Origin of the sequence: Rubripirellula reticaptiva (assembly GCF_007860175.1) — a bacterium.
GTDB classification, from domain to species: domain Bacteria; phylum Planctomycetota; class Planctomycetia; order Pirellulales; family Pirellulaceae; genus Rubripirellula; species Rubripirellula reticaptiva.
Map to the genome: position 1 here is coordinate 848,947 of NZ_SJPX01000002.1, position 24,570 is coordinate 873,516.

Here is a 24,570-nt window from a genome sequence, read left to right on the forward strand (position 1 = left end):
CCGTCAGACCAGATCAAGCGCGCGGATGAAACTGCTGATGCACTTTCTTTAGCCGCGAATGTTCAACGTGAGTATAGATCTGAGTTGTTTGAATGCTGGCGTGGCCAAGCATCTCTTGAACTTGTCGCAAGTCCGCACCGCCAGCCAATAGGTGTGTCGCAAAACTGTGACGCAGCGAGTGAGGACTGATTTTCGAATCGATGCCCGCTCGATTTGCATACTGTTTTACCAGTCGCCAAAGTTGAATGCGATCAAGCGGTCTACCGCTTCGCGACAAGAACAACTCCTCGGGTGGATGGGGCATCTTCGCGGCTAGCTTGCCCCGCAATTCGGCACAGTACCGATTGATCGCGGTGATCGCGCCGCTTCCGATTGGCACCATTCGTTGCTTCCCCCCCTTGCCCTCGCATTTCAAGTAGCGATCGGCCAAGCTAAGATCGCGAACACGCAAGGTGCAAACCTCGGACGCTCGGCAACCGGTCGCATAAAGAACCTCTAGCATGGCAACGTCACGCAGCCAGAACGCATCGGTCTTCTTCGGCGCCCGCAAAAACTTGTCGACCTGGCGGATCGTCAACACGGACGGGATTCGCTGCCACATTTTTTGCGTCGCGATCAGCTCGGCCGGATTATCGACAACGATTCCTTCAAGTTGCAAGAACTTAAAGAACGTTCGTACCGCCACAATGTTACGAGCGATCGAGGCAGGGGCTAGATCGAACGTACGCAGAACGCCCATGTAGGCCGACAAGTCGCTGATCGTCAAATCGGCCAAACGCCGCTTGCCGACCCAATCCACAAAACGTCGCATGTCGCGGCCGTACGCAGCGATCGAATTGGGCGCCAGGTGGCATTCGCCGCGAAGATAGTCCAGAAACTCGGTGCAAAGCGTCTCCGTAGCCTGGCCGGTTTTCGGGACCGGACCGACTTGGGCGAGTTGCTGGAGTTTGGTGGTACGTTTGGCCATCGACCGCTATTTTCGAAATGCCTTTCGGCTTTGCTCGGGACTATCTATCCTGTTCGTCTATGCGAAGCCGCCGGGGCCAACCGCCAGCCGAGCATTTTCAATTTCCGGGTTCCTCTGAATTGTCTTGTTGTTATGAATGTTTTGGTTGTTGGTGGCGCAGGCTACATCGGTTCTCATGCGGTCAGATTGCTGACAGATGCTGGGCATACCGTGACGGTTTATGACAACCTGTCGCGCGGCCATGCTGCGGCAGTCCCCGAGGGAATGCTGGTCCAAGGTGAATTGGCGGACCGAGCCAAGTTGGTCGAAACTCTTCGCGGCAAGAAAATTGATGCAGTCATGCACTTCGCCGCCTTCGCGCTGGTCAACGAATCAGTCAACGACCCTTCGCTCTACTACCGCAACAACGTGATCGCAGCCCTGGAATTGCTTGACGCAATGAAAGAAGCGGACGTAAAGAAGATTGTGTTCAGCAGCACAACGGCAACCTACGGCGAACCCGACGTTGTGCCGATCCCCGAAACGACGCCTCAAAATCCAATCAATCCATACGGGTTTACGAAACTCGTCGTCGAAAAGGCACTCGCCGATTATGCGGCCGCCTACGGATTCGCCTACGCGGCGCTGCGATACTTTAACGCCGCCGGTGCTCGCCCCGATGGGACCATCGGTGAAGATCACGACCCCGAATCACACTTGATCCCGATTGTCCTGCAAGTGGCATTGGGCCAACGCGAAAGCATCACCATTTTTGGTGACGACTACCCAACGCCCGACGGAACCTGCATTCGCGACTACATCCACATCGACGACCTGGGCGCTGCTCACCTTGCGGCTCTCGAACGCTTGGAAGCAGGCAAGGGCTTGTGCGTGAACCTTGGGACAGGACGCGGCACAAGCGTTCGCGAAATCATTGACGCGTGCCGCGAAGTCACCGGTCACCCGATTCCCGAAGTCATGGGACTACGCCGCGCGGGCGATCCACCGGAACTCGTCGCCGATGCTCGGCTGGCCAAAGAACTACTTGGCTGGGAAGCTAGCTACACCGACGTCAAGTCGATCATTGAAACGGCTTGGAAGTGGCACCAGTCACATCCCAAGGGTTATGCATCGGCTTAAGCCGAACAACCTGTCCGAATTCGTGCTTACTCCGCGACTTCGATTTGAGCGCGGATAGGAAGTCCCACCGGCAGATTCGGGCTGTCATCATCCAGGTCGATCCAGGCCCGCCGGCTGAACGAATCGACTCGCTCGCCCGCCCACTGGCCGTAGCGTTTTTTGCGTTCCATTCGTGGCTCGATTTCGGTGATCTTACCGCGAGCAACGACGCCGTCGATGCCATCGGCCGAAAGCTCACACAACTGCCCCATCGAAACTCGCAGCGCATCAAACTCGTCGATCTCGATCAATGCCCTCTGGTGCTGGGTGTTGCACATGATGATTAACGGATCAGAATGCGGCTGGCCTGGTAATTCACCTTTACGGGCATCGATTTTCAGAATCGTACCGTCCGAAGGCGCGGTGATTTCCGCTCGGCGCAGTCGGTCTTCAACCATCATCAACTCGGCTTTCGCAGCGTCTACACTCGACTTGGCTGCCGCCATGTCTTCAGATCTCGCCGGATCCTGCAGCACCTGCAATTGATTTTTAGACGCGGCCGCAAGTGCCGACAACGTTCGCAAGTCGTACTGAACGTCTTCCAGTTCTTGAGCACTGATAGCGTTTGAATCAAATAGTCTTTGGGACCGTTCGAAACGCGCATTCGCGCCCTCTAAACGAGAAACTGACGCTTCGTATTCGCGCCGGGCGACTTCGATTTCACTTTCGCGAGCTCCGTTTTCAAGCCGGCGCAATTTCGCCTCGCGTTCTTGCAACATCGCCAGGGCGAGTTCTCGTTCGTGTTGGATTCCACGTTGATCGAGCGTGACTAAGCGATCGCCGGCTTTAACTCGATCGCCCAATTGCACATGAATGACGTCAATGGGCTCAATGATCTGAGCGTGCAGTTTGATGTCTTCGGTCGTGCCGGTGATTCGTCCAGGCGCGCGGATCGTCTCGCCAACAAACCGAGTTGGCGTCGGGCGAATGACCTCATCTTCCGTTGGGATCGATTGACGACGCCGCGTTTCCGCCAAGCCAATACCACAGCAACACAAAACAAGCGTCAACAGGATGGTGTGAGTTTGGGTCATGTCAACGATCCATTTTCGATCTCGCAGATGCGATCGGCGTATCGGGAAATTCTAGGATCATGCGTCACCACCACCGTGGCCGCGCCGGTTGATTCAACCAACTCACGAAGCAGTTCCATGACGTCTTGTCCCGACTTGCTGTCCAACGCCGCAGTCGGCTCGTCGGCAAGCAACAATTTTGGCGACGCCACCACTGCTCGCGCAAGCGCCACACGTTGGCATTGCCCCGGGCTCATCGATGTCGGCAACTGATCTCGGTGCATTTCCAGTCCAACTCGCTTCAACATTTCACTCGCACGATCACGTGCATCGGAAAGTGACATGCCTTGCATCGTTAGCGGAACCGAAACATTGTCCTTCGCGGATAGCCCTCGAATCAGTTGAAATCGTTGAAACACAAATCCAATATTTACTCGCCGCATCGCGGTGCGCTTTGAAATACTCATTTGATCGGCACGCTGGCCTGCGATGTTGATCTCGCCTTCGTCACAATCCAGCAAACAACCGATGATCGACAGTAAAGTGCTTTTTCCGCTGCCCGATGGCCCCGACAAAAACACGCATTCACCAGCGTGAGCGAAGAAGTCGACACCGTTAAGCACCCAGTGCTTCTTTCCGCCAATGACGTATGCTTTTTTCACACCCCGAGCATTCAACACAGCCTCCGACAACGGAATCTGTGAAACAGAGTCCTGTGAAACTAAGTCCTTATTCGTCGAACGCAGAGGATCGACATAGAAGTAGTGGTCGGGCGGCGAGGGCTCGCTTGCGCTCGATGTGTCCATGGATATTTGGGTCAACCTTGCAGGATCGAGTGCGGGTCGACTTGGCGGACGCGCAAGTACGGAAGCCCAGATGCCGCGATGCAAATGACGAATACCAAAAGACCGCTGCCCATGTAAAGCGCCGGCGAGAACATAATCTCCGCACGCGGACTGCTAAAGGTTTGCTGAATCACAAAGCTAGTCACCAATCCGATCACGATGCCAATGCTGGCGACCAACGAACTCTGTGCACCGAGCAACAGCAAGATCTCTCGCTCAGTCGATCCAAGTGCCTTCAAAGTGGCAAACTCGCTAATCCGATCGAGCACCATCGCGTAAAGCGTCTGTGCAACCATAACGAGCCCAACAAGCAAACCGAGCGCCGTTGCAGCACCAAAGCTGATCCCTAGCCCCGTTCGTGTCAGCCAATAGTTGATGCTTAAGCTCGCAAATTCATCACTCGTGAACGCAGAAACGTCACCCAAGCGGTTCGTGATTTCGTTGCAAACGTCTTTCGCATTGGCACCCGGTGCAAGCCGCACCAAGAAATAAGACGACATCGTTGGGTCGCCGCCCGAGAACTCGGCCGACTGGGCATAAGTGGTGAAAACATACGGTGTAACCAGAAAACTGAGGATCCCGTACGACTTGCCCACAATCTTGACACGCTGACCACCGAGTTCGCGAAAATCGCCCAGTGCAGGGTCTAGCAATTTGTCGTTGTCACAGGAATCGACGATCACGCCGCGAACGTGACTAAGCGCGTCAGGGGGGCCTTCGGAAATCTCATAAGCGCGACCAAGATCCGAATTTGGGCTAAGCCCGACTACCATCGTGCCTTCGAATCCACCGCCCGGAAGGGACATTTCCGAAAAGCTAATCCGCATCGGCTCAGCTTCTTTAACGCCGGGAATGCTGCGGACTCGGTGAATCCATCGCTCGGGAATGTCGTGCGGAAAGTCGACATTGTGCATGCCACGATGACCAACCCAAATGTCAGCATTTCCTTTGTCGATCAGCAGGCTAGCCTTGCGAATCAAACCAAAGAACAGGCCGCCCTGGATGTTGACCAGCACGACTGAAAAAATAACGCCGACAAGTCCCGCCACGAGTTTCCCGCGGTCGTGAAACAAAGTGCGCGTGGCAATGTTCCAGAGCATCGCACTCGATTTATTTGGGGGTAAAGAAGTAGTTGTGTCCAAAGGCGATAGACAGACAATCGTCCATGCCTACCGCCAACTGTACCTGAGCTACTAAATTACCCGCCGCCAAGTCGAGAGGACTGGCTCAGAAACTCAACTTATCGTTGCGAACGTTCCAGAATGATCACCTTCTGTTCCAGTCGCGCGACACGCTCGCTCAATCGCAACACCAACTGACGAAGATCGACTTCGTTCATCAGTGGCGTGACTTCGTCGCCGAGCGCAACGATGTCTTGCCCCCCGACTGCCCCACCTGCCGGGACAGACGACCATGCAGTCAGCTCGCGACGTATGGCATCAATTTGATTCTCGATCGCCGGTCGTGACGGATGCTTTTCGCCAAGTGTCGCCTTGCTGCGTTGCAAATGCCCAAGCTCTTCGGCCAACTGTCGGCCACGCTCGGTCAGCAATGCCGATTTCGGCACATCACCATATCGAGCTTCGTCGGTCACCGTCGATGTCGTATCACGACTCTGTCCGGGCAGTAGCGGCTCCTGAGCACCTACCAGTTGGTGATAACCGCAGAAACCAAGTCCCAAGACAATCGCTGCGAAGACACCGGTGAGAACAAAATTTCGAGAGTGGTTCATCAAATGCTCGGGGGAGTTAGAGTTCATCATTGGCATGGCGCCGGGTTGATTCAGTCGTTTTCATGCCATGCCCATAGACTAACAATTCTTGGGGAACCGTGATGCGGCCAAAATCGGGGGCTTGCATGGGGCAACTCTGGCCATGCACGTTTGGCTGTCGAACCGGGAAAAAAGGAACCATTTCTCTTCTCGGCTTCCCTTCCTCTATTCCTCGTTTTCATAGCATTCCTATTCAGGGAATCCCTCGAACGATCGCCGGGCCAATCACACGAGTCAGCCACACCGGCAGCTTTTGCCACGCTTGGACCAGCGTCTTCTTTCCGTCGGAATCGGGTCGCATGCTATCCGGATCGCCCTTGCGAACGTAGTACTGCCAAATCGCAGGATGCGGCTGAGCACCCCACTGGGCTTTAAATCGGTACGTGCCGCTGCCCTGACTACTGCGACCAAAATCAAACGCTGAACTGCCTCGCTCGATCGCGCGGTGGATCATCCGTTGATACATCAGCATGTTTGCATTCGTACGATTGAACTCTCGCAAACTGCTGGCACTCGGCACCTCGCTGACACCACGAACATGGGTAATCAGCCCAGCCGCAATCGCCAAACCAGACTTTCGAACCACACAAAACTCGGCGTTCCCATCAAAGTGCTTGATGATCGCCGCAAAAAGTTTCTTCGAAAACACAGGCGTTCCCAAGTCTCGCATATTCCGCGCGAACACTCGGTAAAAGTCATCAAGTTTCTCAACGCCACCAAACTCGAACGCCAATTCGTGCTCGTCCGCTTTCTTGACTTGGCTACGAACCTTTGATTTCAGCGATTTGTTGAACGCTTGTGCCGTATCAGGCAAAGCCAAACGCATATGAACCTTCTCAGTTCGCTGAAAATTGAACTTCGGGTTCTCGAGCGACTGCTCGCCGCGAAGTTCTAAATACTTTACGTCAAGCTGGTCCGCCAAATCACACGCCGCATCAACCAACTTGCTAGCCACTGCCGGCGTCAGCCCCCAAACGCCGCCTGTGTTCAGATAGGGCAAGCTAACCAAGAACTTTCCAAACACCGGCCCACGGACCAATACCAGCGGAAGCAAACCAACCGTTGCAGCGGAGTCCAATGCGTTGGAATCCAAAGCACGTAGCAAATAGATGGGATGGCTGAATCCGTCCTCGAGGCTCTTGATCCATTCACCGCAGTGCCCTGCTAGCCGAGGAGCCCAGCACCCGTCCGGCATCGTTCGCGCAAATTCACTCCATCGCTCGGACGACGTCAAGATTTCGATCTGCAAATCAGCAACGGGCATTACGATGCGCGCGAATCGGCTTGCGACGAATCGTGTTCCGGGACACTGGCAACCAAAATATCCGCAATGCGAACCGCGGCGTTTCCGTCCCACAGCTTGGGGCACTTGCCGTCTTTATATGTACCCTCTAACACCGCTTCGAGTTGCTCGCGAAGCATTTCGGGCGACTGGCCAATCAAGATCCCAGACCCTTCGTCACACGTGACAGGTCGTTCTGTGTTCTCTCGCATCGTCAAACATGGCACATCAAGAGCCGTTGATTCTTCTTGCAAGCCACCCGAATCCGTCACGATCACTTTGGCTTGTGAAGTCAGGCACAAAAAGTCCAAATACCCCAGTGGATCGAGCAATCGCAACTGGTCGCTGGACGCCAGCAACGAATCCAAACCAAATCCAGAAATCCGGGCCTTGGTACGTGGGTGGACGGGAAAAACGAGCGGCAAACGACTGGAAATTCCAACCAGAACTTCCAGCAATTCTTTCAGCATTTCTGGGTTGTCAACGTTCGATGGCCGATGCAATGTCACCACACCATATTGCTTGGCGGTCAGACCAAGCCGGGCAAGTGTGTCCTGTTTCTTTGCGTTTTGCAAATGCACTAGCAGCGTATCGATCATCACATTGCCGACCAAGTGCACGTGCGACGGATCATGCCCTTCACGCAACAAGTTTTTCACACCGGCTGGCTCGCTGCACAGCAAAAGATCCGAAATGGAATCTGTCACCATACGGTTGATTTCTTCAGGCATTGAACGATCAAAGCTTCGCAAACCGGCTTCGACGTGAGCCACCGGCACATGAACTTTCGTGGCCGCAATGGCAGCCGCCATCGTTGAGTTGACATCGCCAACGACGACCAATCGATCAAACGGATTGCCTTCGCTTGCCGCATCCACCAGCACTTTCTCGATCGCGATCATCACGTCCGCAGTCTGGTGGGCATGCGACCCCGAGCCCACGTTAAGCGACAAGTCTGGCCGACGAATGCCAAGTTCATCAAAAAACACGTCCGACAAATTATGGTCATAGTGCTGTCCGGTATGAATCAGCGTTGTACTCAAACCGGGAAGAGAATCCAGCGCACGAAGGATCGGCGCGATCTTCATGAAGTTCGGACGAGCGCCAGCAACAATGGCAAAACGTTTGGTCAAGAGTTTTTCCTAGACAGGCGTTACGGTCGGACGCAGCAGCGACTTAGCGTCGTCGGCCGCAATCAAGGAAGTTGAATGTTGGCGGACCAGGGTTGGTTTTTCTGATACCAATCCACACATGCGGCCAGCCCCTCGTCCAGGTCGACCGATGGCTTCCAACCTAGAATTGTCTTTGCCTTGGACACGTTGGCCTGAGTCGTGACGATGTCCGCCTTGTGAAACTCGCGATGGGTCAATTTTGCTTTCTTACCCAGCAACGCTTCAAGCTTTGCGATGACTTCAAGAAGACTTACCGGATCATTCCCGCCGCCCAGATTGAAGATATCGAAACCAACCGGTTTCAGCGCAGCGATCGTGCCACGCGCGATATCGTCAACGTAGGTGAAGTCACGTGACTGGGTTCCATCACCAAACAATTCAATAGGCTCGCCCTGTGCAATCCAGTGAATGAACCGAAAAATGCACATATCGGGTCTTCCCGCAGGCCCGTAGACCGTGAAGTAACGACAAACCGAAATATCCATCTCGTACAAATGGTGATGCGAATGCGCGAGCATCTCGGCAGCCTTCTTCGACGCAGCGTACGACGAGATTGGCGTGTTGACGGGCAAAGATTCGTCAAAGGGCATCGGTTGGCCAGCATACAGCGACGACGTCGACGCCAAGACCATTTTCGAAACGTTGCGTTTACGCATCGATTCCAACAGGTTCAGCGTTCCCAACAAATTCGTCGTCATGTAGACACGCGGATTTTCCATGCTGTAGCGAACACCGGCGCGAGCCGCCAAGTTCAGCACGGCATCGAATTTGGTCGCATCAAAGATGGATTCGACTTCGGCTTCGTTTTCGATGTCCATCGTGTGCGACGTGAATCGATCGCATTTCAACTGATCCACACGGTGCTGTTTCAACGACACGTCGTAGTAGTCGTTCATGTTGTCGACGCCGACCACATGATGGCCTTGCTCAAGCAACATCGCGGCAACGCGAGACGCAATGAATCCAGCGCAGCCGGTAACCAGATAGTTCTTTGGTTGGATAGTCATCAGCTCACTAAGTTTTACGGATTTTTTCGCGGTTGGTCAAAACGTTGGCCGTCGCGTTGCGAGTGTCGACCACCAATGCAGAATGTTCGACGATCATGTCATAGTCAAAATCACTGTGATCGGTCGCAATGATCACTGCATCTTGGCTGGCAAGAAACTCTGGTGTAATCGTTTCGCTTTTCATGGGCGGCAAGTCGTAGTGTCGCATCTTAGGCATCGATGGCACGTGCGGATCGCTATACGTCAACTCGGCACCAGCCGCTAACAAAATCTTCATCAGATCAAAGGAAGGACTTTCGCGTGGGTCATCAACGTTTTTCTTGTACGCGATCCCCAGCATGCAAATCTTGCTGCCATTGATCGGCTTCTTCGCTTCGTTCAAAAACTCGGCGGTACGCGAGATCACGTACTGAGGCATCGAGCGATTGACTTCACCCGCCAATTCGATGAACCGAGCATTGAGACCTTGCTTGCGAGCCAGCCACGACAAGTAAAACGGATCAATCGGAATGCAGTGTCCACCCAGGCCAGGCCCCGGATAAAACGCTTGAAAGCCAAACGGCTTAGTCTTTGCCGCGTTGATGACTTCCCACACATCGATGTCCATCGCATCGAACAGAATTTTCAACTCGTTGACCAGCGCGATGTTGACCGCACGATAAATATTTTCCAACACCTTGGCTGCTTCGGCCACTTCGCAACTGCTAACCGGTACCGTTCCTGCGACTGCCGATTCGTAAAGTGCACATGCAACCTGCAAGCTCTCGTCGTTGATCGCACCGACAACCTTGGGAATGCCAGCAGCCGAGAAGTTGGGATTGCCCGGGTCTTCGCGTTCGGGACTGTAAGCGACAAAGAAATCTACGCCGGCTTTCAAGCCGCTCTTTTCCAGGATCGGAATCATGACGTCACGAGTGGTCGTTGGATAAGTCGTGCTTTCAAGCACCACCAACTGGCCTGGTCGCAACACCTTCGCGATCATTTCGCAAGTTTGGATCACATATGTCAGGTCAGGATCGCGAGCGTCATCCAAAGGGGTGGGAACACAGATCAACAGCGCATCCGGTTCGCTCATGCGATCCATGTCAGCGGTGGCGTCAAATTTCGCCTTTGACAACCAAACGCCGATCTTCTTGTCGTCGATGTGCTTGATGTAGCTCTTGCCACCTTTGAGCGTGTCGACCTTGGTTTGATCAACGTCGATGCCAAGACACGAAAAGCCAGCCGTGATGAATGCGTCGATTAACGGCAAACCGACATAACCAAGCCCAATTACCCCGACCAAGCTCTCGCGATCGCGAAGTGACGCCAAAAATTGGGTGCAAGAATCCGAAGCCATGGGAAAAACTGCTTTTTTATGGTGGTGAACGCTCAGATGCGCCGCTTAGTTTAGTGATTGGGGCAACAAATCAAACTGGGGGACGGGGAAGAAATGTCGGTTTAGCAACAAACCAAGCTGGACTTCAGCCAAAGAATTTGGATAGACAGAACTTTAGAAAAAATTGAAGCCGTTTGGCCCTGACTTAGGCAACTGCCTTTTTTTATGGGCGCAGATGGATGCTTGCGTCTCGAGTCTTTTGTCACCGTTTGATTGCGATATTCCATGAACAAGGCCCCCCATTGCACGGCCGATCTTCGCATCGGATCCGAAGCGTTTGGCCCCGCTTCGGTGCAATCGGCGCTCGATTCAATGGAGAGACCTGGGTCACTCGGTGCGTGTGACAAGCCATGGGCGAGGAATGCCGCCGCACGACTGCGTTCGCGCCAACAAAGCGCCGCTTATCAAGCTCCGGTGAGTTCGCAGTTCACTGAACCTTCGACGCCGCAGGTCCATCGCGTTCGTAGGGCTGGCGGTGTGACGTACCAAACCGCGTCGGCTCGCCCGCAGTGGACCGGGGCATTTGAACTGCTGCAGCGCCGGTATATGGAAGTGGGGCTCGCCAAATACGCAGAAACCCCAGACTCGCATCAACAAATGCGAGTCCTGCAATATCACTTGCAAGGTAACTCGCAGGTATTCGTTGCAACCGTAAACGACGCGGTCATCGGCACCGTGACCCTAGTGATGGATGGCCCCGAAGGCCTGCCGATTGAATCCAGCTATCCCGGTGCAATCGGCCGTCGTCGAGAGCTTTCGCGCATCGGCGAAATCACTTCGTTGGCAGTCGATCCGTCCTACGACAAACCCGGCGAGATTTTCGCCCAACTGACTCGACTGCTATGCTTCTTTGCTCGCTTTCATGAGCTAGATCACTTGGCGGCAATCGTTCACCCTCGACATGCAAAGTTCTACCAGAACGCGCTAGGCTTCAAACAAATTGGCCAAGAAATGGAATTCGCCGCCGTCGAAGGACGCCCCGGCGTTGCCGTCATCGGCGCACTCAATGTTCACGAAAACTGCCACCCTCGATACCGCAGCTACTACTGCGAAGGCGACTTTCCCACCAGCACCTTCAAGCCATTTCCGATCGATGGTGACGACCGAAAATTCTTTGCCCAGTCTTTGGCAAACGCACAATTCCCAATTAAACCGGAAACACGCTTGCGAGCGTCAAAGGCAGAATTGGATTCTGCGATGACAAACAAAGCACGCTAGCAACACAGGCCCTACAGGCCAAACATTCTGCAAAAGCGAACTTCGCGGGACGAGTCGTCGCGGAATTGTCTTGCCATAAAAGCGATTGATGAGCTAGTTTTCGTCAGCGACTAGCCGCGATCCGCTCATACAAGCAAGAAACCAATCATCGTGACGTCCCAATCAAATCTTCATCCCGTTTCGTCTTCATTCGATTCGGTACCGGTTACCAGCTTCCAAGGAAGCGAACCGTCGAATCTTACGCGTGCGATCGCTTCGTGGACTCAATTGATCGACGCCGATCGCGTTGTGGTCGAACGAAATGAAGTCGACGAGCATGGAAAAAACGCCATCGGCTCGACTCACCGTGCCAGTGTGATCTTGAGGCCAAGTTCAAGTTCACAGATTGCTGACATCATGTTGATCGCGCTCGAAAACCGCGTGGTGATTTACCCGATAAGCACAGGACGAAACTGGGGATACGGCGCGGCCAGCCCCTGTGGCAACGGCGAGGCGGTCCTCGAACTCTCTGACTTGACAACCATTCGCGTTATCGACGAAACACTCGGAATCGTTGAAGTCGAGCCCGGCGTGACTCAGCAGATGCTGTATCGCTACCTGCAGGATCGCAATCTTGACCTCCTAGTTCCAGTCCACGGGGGCGGACCGGACTGCTCGATTCTTGGCAACGCACTTGAACGCGGTTACGGACTTACACCAACCACTGATCACTTCCAGGCACTGACGTCGCTAGAGGCCGTACTTCCGGATGGCACTCTCTATCGATCGGGACTTCACAGCCTTGGTGCCGACTTGATTGGCAGTGCTCACCGATGGGGCATCGGCCCGTATCTTGACGGAATGTTCAGCCAGGGTAATTTCGGAATTGTCACCAAAGCCGTCTTCACACTGCGGCGACGAGCCCAACACACCGAAGCATTTTTCCTGCAAATCGCCGACGATAAGTCACTCGGCGACATTGTTGAATCGCTCCGCGAAATGCTCTCCGGCCTCGGCGCGATCGTAGCTGGCGTCAATTTGATGAACGATCGGCGAGTGCTATCAATGTCTCGCCCCTACCCTAACGACCAAGTCGATAGCGAAGGGATCATGTCGCAAGAACTCTGCAACGAACTCGCTCGCGGTGCTAGCGTCACGGCATGGACGGCGGCAGGGATTATCCACTGCCCAACATCAATGATCCGGTCGGTCCGACGCGAGCTAAAGCGAATGTTGCCCGCATCAAGTTCACGCCCGATGTTCTTTAACCGAGGACGCTTGGCGACCGTCAAAAAGCTTGCTCGGCTACTGCCAGCCAAGCATCAAGTCGTCGCGAAACAAGTTGACTCGATCGACGCCCTACTAGATCTCGCTGACGGAGTCCCACGACGAGTTGCGCTGCCTCTGGCCTATTGGCTGAAAGGCGATACGCTACCAGACGAATCAGAAATCAACCCAGCCAGAAACGGCTGTGGATTGATCTGGTACAGCCCTCTCGTGCCGATGCGACAAGTCGACGTCCAGTCTTACATCGACATGGTCCGAACAGTGTGTACCAAGCACGGGATCGAACCACTAATCACGCTGACCAGCCTATCCGAAAGGCTGTTCGACTCGACCGTCCCGATCCTTTATCGTACGGACCAGGAAGGAGCCGCTGACCGTGCTCACGCTTGCTACGGCGATCTAGTGGAAGAGGGTAGCAAGCTAGGGTGTCTTCCCTATCGACTTAGTACCCGATCGATGGACATGCTGCATCGCGGCAGCGGACAGCATCAGTCGCTGGTCCGCAAGCTAAAGGATGCGATCGACCCATTTGGACTGATTGCGCCAGGGCGTTACTCGCCCGATCCTCAGTCGAACTGAGCAAGTCGCTGGCAAGAGCTGACCGCTAAGACTTGCGTTATTTCTGACTCGCACATGCACGTCGGCTTCGCTGAGGATTTCGGCGACTCGGTCGATGCGATCAGCCTCGCCGCGTTAGCGCCGGTCTCGTCTCCAACGAACCGGGCTGACGCCCAGGCCGCTGGCCTTAACGGATCCTAACGGCACTGAAACCGCAAGCCGTCGGCGATTCTCGCGCACAAGGACCGAGCCAACCTACAAAAAAAGGGCTTGCAACTTACGTTGCAAACCCTTTTCAATTATTCGATCCGACCTAATTGGTCAGGGAACAAACTAAGCCTTCTTAACAGCCTTGCGACGGCGGTTCATTACTAAACCAGCAACGCCCATCGCACCAAAGATGCAAATCGAGCTTGGTTCTGGAACTGCACTGAAACCAGCGATCGACGTTTGAGTCGCAGTCAAACCGTAAGTGCGGTTTTCCAGAATATTGAACGACTGAGTCGTAAACGACGTCAGGCCGCTTTCCTGACGGCCCATGCCGACCTGTACCAAATTGAAGTTAGCTGGCGGAACCAAAATAACATTCAAGTTGTTTGCACCGAAACCGCTAACGCCGAACGTCAACTCAGTTTCGCCACGACCGTTCCCTAAAGGCAGGGTCGGGTCAAGATTGTTAGGAGCCACAACAGGGCGCGAAACATCGACAAACGCTTGAACGTCAAACAAAGCCTTGACACCATTCAAGTTTCTCGCTGCCGTAAAGCTGCTGTTACTGGTGATACTAGCAAGGGCTTCGTTCACGGCACCGGTGAAGGTGTCGGGCAGGTTCAGACCGGCAATCGTTGTACCAGTAACACCAGGAAGGGTCAGCACGTTTCCGGTCGAGGTCGCAGTTGCACTGCCGTAAACACTGCCTGGAACTTGACTGGGGTTAACGCTGATCGTTGGCGGCGACGGAGTCAGTTGATAGTCAACGCCCGCTTGCAGCAAAGTGCCGTCTGAACGCACGAGTCGCAAGTTGGTAACTACCAACGACGATTGGACGATTACGCCAGCCTGTGCGGCAGTCGCGATAGCCATCAAGGCCAAAACAGATAGAACGCGTTTCATATTAGGTTTCCTAAGTAATTTTGTAGAGTTTGAAATTCATTTTCGATCACGAATTTCAAACGCTACGAAGGTCTTAGCAAACCTCTTCGGTGGGGATCACGTGGCGAACGCTCAGTTAACGCCACTAAATCAGCAACGGGCAAATCAACGCAAAACGTCCACCCGACCAAGGCAGCTGGCTGTGCGGCACTGTTTTGGTTTGCCGGTGCACAGATGGCGAGATCAAAATCACCCCCCTCTACTACTCGCGGCAGTTGTTCTGGTGCTGATGGAACAAACCCATCCAACGCCTCGACGTCCCCCCGGACTTTGTCCGGCGATTGCGTCAAAATGCCAGCCTCAGCGGACGCGAGTCCAACCGTGCAAAGCATCGCGGCAAGGATGAATATTCGGAACATGAGGAAAATCTACCAACCTGGTGGGCGGAAGCCAAGGCCAGCATCGCCCTAATCACGGCTGAATCCGAACGAAAGATGCACGTTCGTGCACCAATTGGCTACCGTCAACACAATGGACACCTGGCTACCATCGACTTAAACGCCATTCCAACTTCACCAAATGCCGTGACCCGCCCAAGAATCCGTGAAAATCATGTTGTTGCCCGAATCGAGCTCACGTTCTGCAAACTTCAAGTTCCAGTCGCCAGCCGGCGACAATCGAACGCAGCCTGAACTTCGCTAGCTATCGCCAGCCAGTTCCGTTCTCGTTCGATCGTTTGCCTAGCTTGATTGCCGATCGCTCGCGCAAATGAAGGGTCTCGAGCAAGTCGCTCGATCGCTGCGGTCAAAGATCCAGCATCCCCGGGCCGAAAAAGCAAACCATCTTCTCCGTCCGCGATCAGGTCCCGGATATTTGGCGTGTCGGCCGCAACCGTTGGGATCCCCATCGCCATGGACTCAAGAATCTTCATTGGCGACGCGTAAAACGTCGCCTTGGGACTAACGGCGATATCGATCGCAGCCAAATAGTCATGCATTTGATCGTGAGGCACACGGCCGGTGAAGGTCACGCGATCTTGAAGCCCCTTCGCTGCCACTTGATCGGCCAAATCTTGTTGGATTGGACCGTCTCCGACAATCAACAGGTGCGGCAAGACTGGCAAGTCAATCTGCCCAAAGGCATCGATCAACAAATCGACTCCGTGCCATCGCCGCAGAATGCCAATGAAGCCAATCACTGTACAATCGCCAAGCTGATATCGCGTGCGAACGATGTCGCCTGATCGATCAGGATCAAACTGAACGGGATCAGCACCATTGGGAAGCACCAAAACTCGATCCGACTCGACACCCCGCTCTTCAACCAAGAACGACTTTAGCGGAGTCGATACGACGATGACTCGGTCGGCACTTTGGCAGATATGTCGCTCGTAGTGTTTCGCCAAGCGATTTAGTCGAAGCGGCCGATTCTCGCCGGGCATCGTCCGCTCGAGGGCCACCGGCGCATTCACTTCCAAGAACACGGGAGTTTGAGTGGCCTTCCCAACATCGACCGCGGCACTGGAGAAACTGTTGTACCGGTCGTAAATCATATCGGGACGAAAGGAACGCACCGCTCGTTTCAATCGCCATTTTGCCGGTAAGTTGTAAGCCAGTTCGGCTAATTCGTACGCCACGCCAGGAAGCAAGCTGGCCAACATCGACAACCTCTTTCTCGCTCTGCTGCTTACTTTGATGCTTGCCCCGGACTGATAGGCTTCAACCGAACCGGTCGGCGAACCGCTTGCGGCGCAGGCATCGCCTCCCGCAATGGGATCGCCCGCAAGAGCAACCACACGAACCTGATGCCCAAGCTGCCGAAATGCGGCAATCATGGCAGCAACATGAACGCCTTCGGCACCGTCGCCTAACGTTCGGTGGTGATACAGTATCCGCATGGAACCCAAGATACAGGAAAGAAGCCGGGCCCAAAGAATGGCGCCAGCCTGTGTCTTGGGCAATCCCCTAAACTTGACGCTCAATCAACAGCGAGTTCAACAATGCAAAACCGCTTTGACCGCGTGTCAGTTTTAACGTCAACTGACCGTCGGCGATGGTTGCAAGATAGCTTTCGCTAATAAATTCATTAGGGCCAATGGAAACGGCCTGAACCGTTTCGCCCTCGATCGAAATCCCAATCCCTTCGTGCCCATAATAACGGTCGCCAATCGAAACAGTCACGCGATATACACCATTGGCAAGATCAACCGCAAATACCATCTCGCCGGATGCGACGTGATTAAAGTCTCGGTCAAGATCTGTCGCATTGACGCGGTCACGTGCCCCAACCGCACCGCTCAGCCACCCATAACCTGCCACAGCATTATAGCGATCGGCCGGCACCACCTGTGTGTAACCGCCTTCAACGGGCGAGCTACTGCTGCCAAAATCGAACCGGGCAATGGACTCGAACCCAACTTCATCACTATCATCATCTTGATTGACCAACGAAACATCATCGACATCAAGCCCCTGGTAGGCCGAGTCAAGACTGGACGCACTTGATGTAATGATCTGATAAATGACGTCTCCATCTTGCACATCGTCGTCAACGCCAGTCACGATAACGGTCTGTGGCTGATTCCAATTCAGTGGATTGAACACGACGTGAGTTGCCGACAACACGCCTTCGGTTACATCACTCGAGTTGAGTAAAATTGTCACTGCTTCTGTGGGCGGGGCAAGTAGTTCAACCGTAAACTGGGCGGAACCACTCTTTTCAGTTGTAAAAAGAACTGGGCTCGCTTTTAATAAGACGCCAGCGTCGAAACGACGTTTCGGAATCACTTCGAGCGAATTGATGATCGCAAACCCTGTAGTGCCTCGCATGATTGTTAACGTCAACTGACCATCTCGGACAATGACATCATAGGTTCGCGCCAGCGAATCGCCACCGTCGATCGACAGCGTGTCAACGGCCTGCCCTTCAATGACAACTTGCATGCCACGATTTGAATAGAACGGGTCGGCGACCGTCACCTTGACCTGATAGTCACCGTCCGGCACATCAACCGCAAAGGTCATCGCGCCCGATGCCGTGTGATTAAAATCTCGGACAAGTGAGCTGCCCTTTCCACGATCCCGCGACCCAACATTTCCGTTCAACCACCCGTATCCCCTCGTGCTTTCATATTCGATCAGGGGTGTGACTTGTACATAGCCCGTTTCAACAGGTGAACCGATGGTTCCGAAATCGAAACGGAGGCTAGGATCAGGACCTGCGATTTCGTCGTCGATGTTACTGAGCGATATATCTTCGATCACTAAGCCGTTGTAATTTGGATCGCTACTAACCGTATCCGATGTGATCACTTGATAGCTTACGTTGCCGTCGTGCAAAGAATCGTCAACGCCCGTCAAAGTGACCGTTTGTGGCATGTTCCAGTTCTGATCATTAAACGTCAGTTGCCTGGTCGACACCGTGCCTTCGGTAACATCGCTCGAACGAATGTCGATCGTGACAGGATGCGTCGGCTGAGACCGCAGTTCGACAGTGAAAGACGCTGTACCTTGCGACTCGGTCGTCGACAAACCCAAGTCAGCTTTAACAATAACCGCAGCTGGCACCTGCTGCACCCGAGTCACCTGAAGAGAATTGATCATCGCAAATCCACTCGTGCCTCGGGTCAACCGCAGCGATAAAAGGCGGTCTGTCACTTCGACTTCATAGATTGAATTGACGAATTCACCAGCAACTGTCGAAATGGTGTCAACAAGTTGATGCTCAATCTCAACTTCAATGCTGCTGCTCTCGTAACTCGCGTCTCCAACCACCATACTGAGTTGGTAGATGCCGTTGGGAACTTCGACAGCAAACGTCATTGAACCTGACGAGACGTAGTTGAAATCGCGGTCAAGATCATCGGCATTGACTCGATCTCGTGATCCCACACTGCCATTAAGCCATCCATATTCGTTGACATAGTCATAGCGATCCAGGGCCGTGATCTTCGTATATCCAGACTCGACAGGTGACGTCTCGGTTCCAAAATCGAAGCGTCCGTAAACACCATCAACCGGAACTTCGGGTTCTGGCAGTTCGCCACCAATCCCAGCGAAGTCGATCGCGCCAATGTCGTTGCCGGTGACGCGGGCATTCCCAAACAGATCATGGGTCGGTGCATACTGGGGATCCGACCTTCCAATCAGCTCAGTATTGGCTAGGGGCGTCGCATCCCAACGTGGCTCGTCCAGCCGAACATCGGAAAACGCTTCGGCAAGATCGGTAATTACAGCGTTTCCGGTCGAAATAGCGTTCCCTAGCCCATTGGGAATCGGGCGGCCAGCCGCTGAGTAGACTGCATTATTTGCAAATATATTGTTGACCGCTTCGGCGTCATCCCAGCCAAATGTTCGTATACCGTCGGTGCCAGCGACAATCGTGTTGTTGACAATGCTAAGATTCTGGGGAACGGTCGCAAAAGGCTTGGACAGGAAACCAGTTCGATTGGTGACAATCAAGTTGTTTTGAATCAGTGCGTCAGCTGTTGCTTGGATCGCAGTATCGTTGGAATTGATGACGACGTTTTCTTCGATGACATTCCGATCTTCGATTGCGCGCCCGGTTCGATAAACGACGATCCCCGGATAATTTGTATTCTGAACAAAATTATGCTTGATGGTATTCGCGTAGGAGCCATCCTTTATTTCGATGCCGTCACCTTGACCTACATCCCTGGCGTTCAGGTTGTAAATGTAATTGCCAATCACATATGAATGATGCGTAATATGAGATCCGTCATGCGCACCAAGATAGAGCCCCTCGCCATTCCCGCCAGTATCGTGGATCTCGTTGTCAATAAAGTACAAGTACGAGGTATTCTTTGAATTTGCGGCAATGCCATTGCCGTCGGTTTGCGAAATCTCGACATCGTGCAGCATGAAGTGATCAACTTCCTGCAACTTGATTCCCGTCGATCCGCCTATTAATTCCAGCCCCTCAATGATCAAATACTGGGACGGAAAAATGTTCACCACATTCTGCTTGACGTCTGATCGAGTGATAACGACGACTTCGCCCGGGGCTCCCGCAATCGTAACGGGGTTCTGAGCTGTACCGGCTGCTTCGATCGTAAAGAACGAATCCACAAAGTACTCGCCCGCGTGAATCTTAATATGTTCACCCGCCGAAAGATTGCTGAGCACGCTCTTCAGTGCCGCACCATTCTCAGCGGGCGTTAAAGCCGAGTCATAGTGAACTTCCAAGGTCACCGGACCTTTGTTGGCGTACCAGTCGGGCGCAAAACTAGGCGAGTCGCCAACTTTCCTCCAAAACGGAACGATCTCGTTCGATGGAGACGCCGCCAATCCAATTTGATTTGACGCGATACTGGCGGCATAGCTTTCCGATGCCGCCACTGTCTCGACCGAAGCAAGACCTGCCGTCGATTCGAACATCGCCAGGCCACTGAAGACCCATCGGCTCTCGAGTTGCTCGGAACGAAGTGATTTTCGAACAGATCGACGAACACGGGGCGCTGAGGTTCGAAAAAGTCTCAAGAACCGCGTGGCATTAGAAAACACTTCGACCCATCTCCCAGAGAAAACTTGAGACACTGTCTCTATTCTCTAGATCGAACTACCAGCGCAAGCGACTTCAAGTCAAGCGAGCTAGCGGCTTGGGGGCCGCTGGTACAGGGCACCGCGAAAAACCACAGCCCGATCCGGCAATGGCATCATGGCTCGGCGAGTCGTCAAGACTCCTCCGAGCAACTCACTCGTTGAGCCTTTTCCCACTGGGGCGGCTGCCGATTAAACAGACCGCGGCTAAGCCCGATCGCGATCGCAACTTGGCTCATCGAAAAGTAAAACACGACGCCGCCAAGTGAGGTTGCTCGAAATTTTGGAACAACGCAAATCACAGCAGCAATCGCAATGCCCGCTAGCTCCGAGCACAGAATGAATTCATAGACGAAACCCTTTGACGCGAGCACCAAACTGCACACGACTAGGAACACAATCAACACGGGCGACGCCCATCGCAACACTTTGTGCGACAAAAACTGAAACCAAATCGAATACTGGTTCCAGCGTGGAACGTTGCCGCGTCGCAAGAGCTGAACGGCGCCCGCCGCAATTCGTATCCGACGATTGAATTCCTGGCGAGCGGAAAGTGTGCCCGTCTCTGTCGCCGTTGCGGTGGGTTCGTAAATGATCCGCTTTGCGGACCGCAAGACATTCATCGAAATCAAGAAGTCATCCAAAATCGTGTCCTGCGGCAACGGCTCGAATAGTCCTCGGCGTAACACATACATTGCACCATCGACGCCGATCACGCTCCCAACACTTGACTCGGCCTGCTGGATCCGACGTTCCAATTGATAATAGAGCGATTCGCCGGATCGAAATTCCTTGTCACTGCCAATCAAGCGAACCTCACCAGTAACCGCGCCCACATTGGAATCCGACAAGTGCTTCACCATGCACAACACGGACGCCGAATCCATCGTCACGTTAGCGTCAGTCAACAGCAGGTTTTGATGAGCAGCCTCGGCCACCAATCGGTTAACTGCCGATGCTTTTCCGAGTCGGTCTTTCGCCGAATAGAAACGAACTCTGTCATTCGTGTTCGCTCGTGCAATGTCCGCCGTACCATCGCTGCTGCCGTCGTCAAAAACCAGCAGTTCAATATGGTCCGTGGGATAGTCCAAATCATAGAAATTTTGAATCTTCGCTTCCAATACCGCAGCTTCATTGTGCGCCGGAACAATCACGCTAAGCGAAGGCAGGTCACCGTCGACAGGGTGAGTCTGATGATGCCGCAACAGCCCAGCTAGCAGCGGATACAGCACATAAGTGTGCAGCAAGAGCCCGAACGTCAGCCAAAACGCAACTGCGATCATCGCTCCGGCTTCCAAACACCAATGGCGTTGCCAGCAGCCAACATCGCCAGACCTCTGGCCGACGCGACGTTCACCATCAAAAAGTAATAGGCGACGTACACCAATCGGACCCGACGCAGACTTTTGAACACATATAGGAACGCCGTTCCGTAGCCACACAGCTGCAAGCCGAGCAGAGCCGTGTAGAACGACTCTCCGCTTCCGCGAGACACTTCCGCTGCCGCGAGAGCTGCCGAAGTCGTCAGCATGACCACCAGGAATAATGGGCAAAACCAACGCAAAACCTTGTGCCCAATCAATTGAACTGCAAACCAACCGACACGAAATGGATTCATTGCTGCAGGCACTTTCAAGACCGCTCGCATGCTACGATTCACGATCCGGCGTTTACGACGAAACTCACCGGAAAAATCCGGAGCAGCGTCTTCGAAGCACACCGCTTCCGAATCAAACACTCCGCGATATCCTTTCGCAACGACCTTCAAAGGCAACAAAAAATCGTTAATGTCCTCGGCCGACAGCGACTCAAAAAGCTCCTTACGAAGTGCGTAGATCGCGCCGTCGGCACCGACCACGCTGCTCAAGCGACTCTCCCATGCCTTTATCATCAATTCGATCGACCAATAGATATTCTCAGAATCCGATGACGAAGACTCAATATTCGAGTAACACTGCCGCCCCACCGAATAGCCAACACGAGGGTCCTCAAAATGTCTCGCCAATTTTGAGAGCGCGTCCGGTTGAAAAATAGAATTAGCATCCGTAAAAACCAAAATTTCGCCCGTTGCCTGGGGACAAAACTGAGTCAAGCCAGCGGATTTACCCGATCGAGTTTCCATCCGGCATAGCTGAATCCGCGGATCATCGAAGCCCCGAACAATCTCGTCGGTGCCATCGTCCGACGCATCCGAGATCACCATCACATCCAACAGTTGATCGGGATATTCAATCGCCAATGCGTTGGCGATCTTCGCGCCGATACAGCCCGCTTCGTTAAACGCACTAACGATCAACGTCACCGATGGAGTTGCCCGCCCTGGCATCGGAACACGCCGAAAACGAGACAGCATGAAAACGCCGGCGGGATACAACAAAAACGGAGTTGCAAAAGCGAAAGCCGCAAACCAAAAAACCGGAACTAAAAAGAAGGTCAATCAACAATAGAGGGGCAAGAGGTAACCGATCAGAAGTTCAAACGTGAACAGCGGAATTCCAATTTCCAACAAACGATCTTTGGAAGCACAGGGCCCCGAAAAAGACAAGCAAAGCATTAGTCACGCTTGAAAGCCAAGAGAAATTTACGACAAAATCTCTCATTGCCAGACCGGGAATCCCGTCTTATAGCCCAGCGGGACCGATGTGCGATTTCTTTCCGAGCTGCATCAGTCGGCTTGCGTATTGCGGAAATGCTGGCACGCTCCAATATCTGAGTTGCGATTCGATGGACGTCTTGCGCCCCAAAAATCAAGACGAGCGTCAGCTATCGGGATAGCTGACGCTGTCTCGTTACCAGTGGTGCTTGGGATCATCTGATCGTCCAAGCTTGTGGGGCCCAACGTGGATGACGTGTCGAGATCCGGATGCCTGTCTAATCCTGCATACAGATTATTGCTGAACAACAGGTCCTCCGAACCAGAGACCAAGTAAATATATTTCCCTCCGCTGGCCATATGGACGATGTTGTTTTGAAACGAAACGGATAGAACATCCTCTCCTCCGATAGTCAATCCGTGGCCTCGGCATGCTATCAAAGTATTATGATAAAACGCCGCCTTGCCATTGAGGCAATAGATCGCTGATGAACTACTATCCATGAAGCCAGCGCCGATGACAATGTTGTTGTAAACCTTTGCTGTTTCTGGCTCTGGCTCGCCAGGGGCATTTTCCCAGGACATTGAATATATCCCAATACCACGTCCAGCGAACTCTTGGCAATCAACGAAATTGTCATGGATGGCATGCCCCTTACACGACTTGCCTTTCGGAATACGATTCCCCTGATGATTGACAACGATCATAGGCCCGATCGCGTATTGGTTGTCATAACAATAGTTCCACCCCAGTTCGACGCCTTTATTTCGTGAAGCATCACCCGAAATGTAGAGAGCGTGATCAAGCTTGTTGTTCGAAATCCCGCCATGCGAACTATTGCCTAGCACTTGAATGTTGCTTGCAAAAGTGGCTATCGGCGCCGTGCCTGTCCCGAACGTTTGGCATCCGACGCAGTCATTGCCGACTGCACGGATCCCATACCCACGCTCTCCATTCGCGGCTCCAAGAAACAGGCACGTCTGCGTTGCTCGAAGTCGAAATTTCGAAATCGTCCAATAGTCGCGAGCTAACATGAAGTTGCCAATCATCGACTGTGAAACGCCATTTCCAACCGAGTCAATCGTCGCAATTTCGCCAGGATAAGACGCAAGGGCAATCGGTGCGTTCTCCGTTCCGTCGGTGCTATTGCCTCTGGTCAGGTAGAAGTTCTGTTTCCCTGTAAAAAACTTGTCGCCGTACGCTTGTTCCGTCTGACGAAAGTAAAGGACGTCACCTGGCCTTAAAGACTTGACGGCTTCGTTTGGACTGGACCATGGGGCGTCATGCGTGCCATTCCCTGGGCTTGACGCATCCTGATCAACGAACAAGAGATTCCCCTCAATGACCGAGAAGGGAAATTCGGAAGACGTTTTACCGCCGACAGTTAGCGACAAACTACCTACGCCGACGGGACACTCGGACCGCAACCAAAAAGTAATTCGTTTCAGGAAAAAGACATCGAATGAATCACCATTCCATTCGGCATAGTCGCTATCTCGGTCAAGCTTGACTCCATTGACGGTGACAAAACTGTCGCCACGCTCCGTCCCGAAGCCGTTGCCCCAAATCGTAACGGCTGCCCCTTTTTGCGGATCGGTCGCTGACCATCCAATGCTTGGAGCATGCGTAAGATCCGAAAAGTACAGGTTTGGAGGCTGCCCTGGACGTTCAGGAATTACCTTTCGATATTC

Annotated in this window: 18 protein-coding genes; 3 read left to right on the top strand and 15 right to left on the bottom strand. The window is 53.4% G+C overall.

Going from position 1 to position 24,570, the window contains the following annotated elements:
• Nucleotides 1–13: 13 nt before the first annotated feature.
• Complete coding sequence (gene xerD, locus Poly59_RS09405; protein WP_146533810.1) at nucleotides 14–967, bottom strand: site-specific tyrosine recombinase XerD; 954 nt, start codon at nucleotides 965–967, stop codon at nucleotides 14–16.
• 132 nt (nucleotides 968–1,099) lie between these two features.
• On the opposite strand from xerD, the gene galE reads away from it, so the two are divergent.
• The gene (gene galE / locus Poly59_RS09410; RefSeq protein WP_146533811.1) at nucleotides 1,100–2,086 is read left to right on the top strand and encodes a UDP-glucose 4-epimerase GalE; all 987 of its coding nucleotides are present in this window, start codon (nucleotides 1,100–1,102) and stop codon (nucleotides 2,084–2,086) included.
• A 26-nt stretch (nucleotides 2,087–2,112) separates the two neighbouring features.
• Here the strand turns inward: galE and Poly59_RS09415 are convergent, their stop codons facing one another.
• The 8 genes from Poly59_RS09415 to Poly59_RS09450 all read right to left on the bottom strand — a co-directional run bounded on the left by Poly59_RS09415 (nucleotide 2,113) and on the right by Poly59_RS09450 (nucleotide 10,554).
• Entirely contained in the window at nucleotides 2,113–3,159 is a 1,047-nt protein-coding gene (locus tag Poly59_RS09415) for an HlyD family secretion protein (RefSeq protein ID WP_146533812.1), read from the bottom strand.
• On the bottom strand, nucleotides 3,156–3,944 hold the full coding sequence (locus Poly59_RS09420; protein ID WP_146533813.1) for an ABC transporter ATP-binding protein: 789 nt from the start codon (nucleotides 3,942–3,944) through the stop codon (nucleotides 3,156–3,158). Before Poly59_RS09420 ends, Poly59_RS09415 begins: the two co-directional genes overlap by 4 nt.
• A gap of 11 nt (nucleotides 3,945–3,955) precedes the next feature.
• The gene (locus Poly59_RS09425) at nucleotides 3,956–5,083 is read right to left on the bottom strand and encodes an ABC transporter permease (RefSeq protein ID WP_146533814.1); all 1,128 of its coding nucleotides are present in this window, start codon (nucleotides 5,081–5,083) and stop codon (nucleotides 3,956–3,958) included.
• 140 nt (nucleotides 5,084–5,223) lie between these two features.
• Nucleotides 5,224–5,715 carry a hypothetical protein gene (locus Poly59_RS09430; protein ID WP_146533815.1) on the bottom strand — a complete coding sequence of 164 codons (492 nt, stop codon included), beginning with the start codon at nucleotides 5,713–5,715 and terminating at the stop codon, nucleotides 5,224–5,226.
• 232 nt (nucleotides 5,716–5,947) lie between these two features.
• Nucleotides 5,948–7,018, bottom strand: a complete 1,071-nt coding sequence (locus Poly59_RS09435) for a FemAB family XrtA/PEP-CTERM system-associated protein (protein ID WP_146533816.1) — start codon at nucleotides 7,016–7,018, stop codon at nucleotides 5,948–5,950.
• A complete protein-coding gene (gene wecB, locus Poly59_RS09440; RefSeq protein WP_222436070.1) occupies nucleotides 7,018–8,169 on the bottom strand; it encodes a non-hydrolyzing UDP-N-acetylglucosamine 2-epimerase in 1,152 nt (383 codons plus the stop codon). The genes Poly59_RS09435 and wecB overlap by 1 nt, the downstream gene beginning before the upstream one ends.
• Before the next feature lie 62 nt (nucleotides 8,170–8,231).
• Nucleotides 8,232–9,215 (bottom strand): SDR family NAD(P)-dependent oxidoreductase, encoded by a 984-nt coding sequence (locus Poly59_RS09445; RefSeq protein WP_146533817.1) that lies wholly within the window; start codon nucleotides 9,213–9,215, stop codon nucleotides 8,232–8,234.
• A gap of 7 nt (nucleotides 9,216–9,222) precedes the next feature.
• A complete protein-coding gene (locus Poly59_RS09450; protein WP_146533818.1) occupies nucleotides 9,223–10,554 on the bottom strand; it encodes a nucleotide sugar dehydrogenase in 1,332 nt (443 codons plus the stop codon).
• Between the two features lie 264 nt (nucleotides 10,555–10,818).
• Here Poly59_RS09450 and Poly59_RS09455 point away from each other — a divergent pair, with 264 nt between their 5' ends.
• Both Poly59_RS09455 and Poly59_RS09460 read left to right on the top strand, forming a co-directional pair.
• Nucleotides 10,819–11,811, top strand: a complete 993-nt coding sequence (locus Poly59_RS09455; RefSeq protein WP_146533819.1) for an N-acyl amino acid synthase FeeM domain-containing protein — start codon at nucleotides 10,819–10,821, stop codon at nucleotides 11,809–11,811.
• 150 nt (nucleotides 11,812–11,961) lie between these two features.
• Entirely contained in the window at nucleotides 11,962–13,656 is a 1,695-nt protein-coding gene (locus Poly59_RS09460; RefSeq protein WP_146533820.1) for an FAD-binding oxidoreductase, read from the top strand.
• 312 nt (nucleotides 13,657–13,968) lie between these two features.
• Here Poly59_RS09460 and Poly59_RS09465 read toward each other — a convergent pair whose 3' ends face one another.
• From Poly59_RS09465 to Poly59_RS09490, 6 genes are all read right to left on the bottom strand, one after another.
• Complete coding sequence (locus Poly59_RS09465; protein ID WP_146533821.1) at nucleotides 13,969–14,748, bottom strand: PEP-CTERM sorting domain-containing protein; 780 nt, start codon at nucleotides 14,746–14,748, stop codon at nucleotides 13,969–13,971.
• 628 nt (nucleotides 14,749–15,376) lie between these two features.
• Complete coding sequence (locus tag Poly59_RS09470) at nucleotides 15,377–16,624, bottom strand: glycosyltransferase family 4 protein (RefSeq protein WP_146533822.1); 1,248 nt, start codon at nucleotides 16,622–16,624, stop codon at nucleotides 15,377–15,379.
• A gap of 67 nt (nucleotides 16,625–16,691) precedes the next feature.
• Nucleotides 16,692–20,123 (bottom strand): right-handed parallel beta-helix repeat-containing protein, encoded by a 3,432-nt coding sequence (locus tag Poly59_RS09475; protein ID WP_146533823.1) that lies wholly within the window; start codon nucleotides 20,121–20,123, stop codon nucleotides 16,692–16,694.
• A gap of 296 nt (nucleotides 20,124–20,419) precedes the next feature.
• On the bottom strand, nucleotides 20,420–21,568 hold the full coding sequence (locus Poly59_RS09480; protein WP_146533824.1) for a glycosyltransferase family 2 protein: 1,149 nt from the start codon (nucleotides 21,566–21,568) through the stop codon (nucleotides 20,420–20,422).
• Entirely contained in the window at nucleotides 21,565–22,638 is a 1,074-nt protein-coding gene (locus Poly59_RS09485; protein ID WP_146533825.1) for a glycosyltransferase family 2 protein, read from the bottom strand. Before Poly59_RS09485 ends, Poly59_RS09480 begins: the two co-directional genes overlap by 4 nt.
• 312 nt (nucleotides 22,639–22,950) lie before the next feature.
• A complete protein-coding gene (locus Poly59_RS09490) occupies nucleotides 22,951–23,727 on the bottom strand; it encodes a hypothetical protein (RefSeq protein ID WP_186776121.1) in 777 nt (258 codons plus the stop codon).
• Nucleotides 23,728–24,570: the final 843 nt, after the last annotated feature.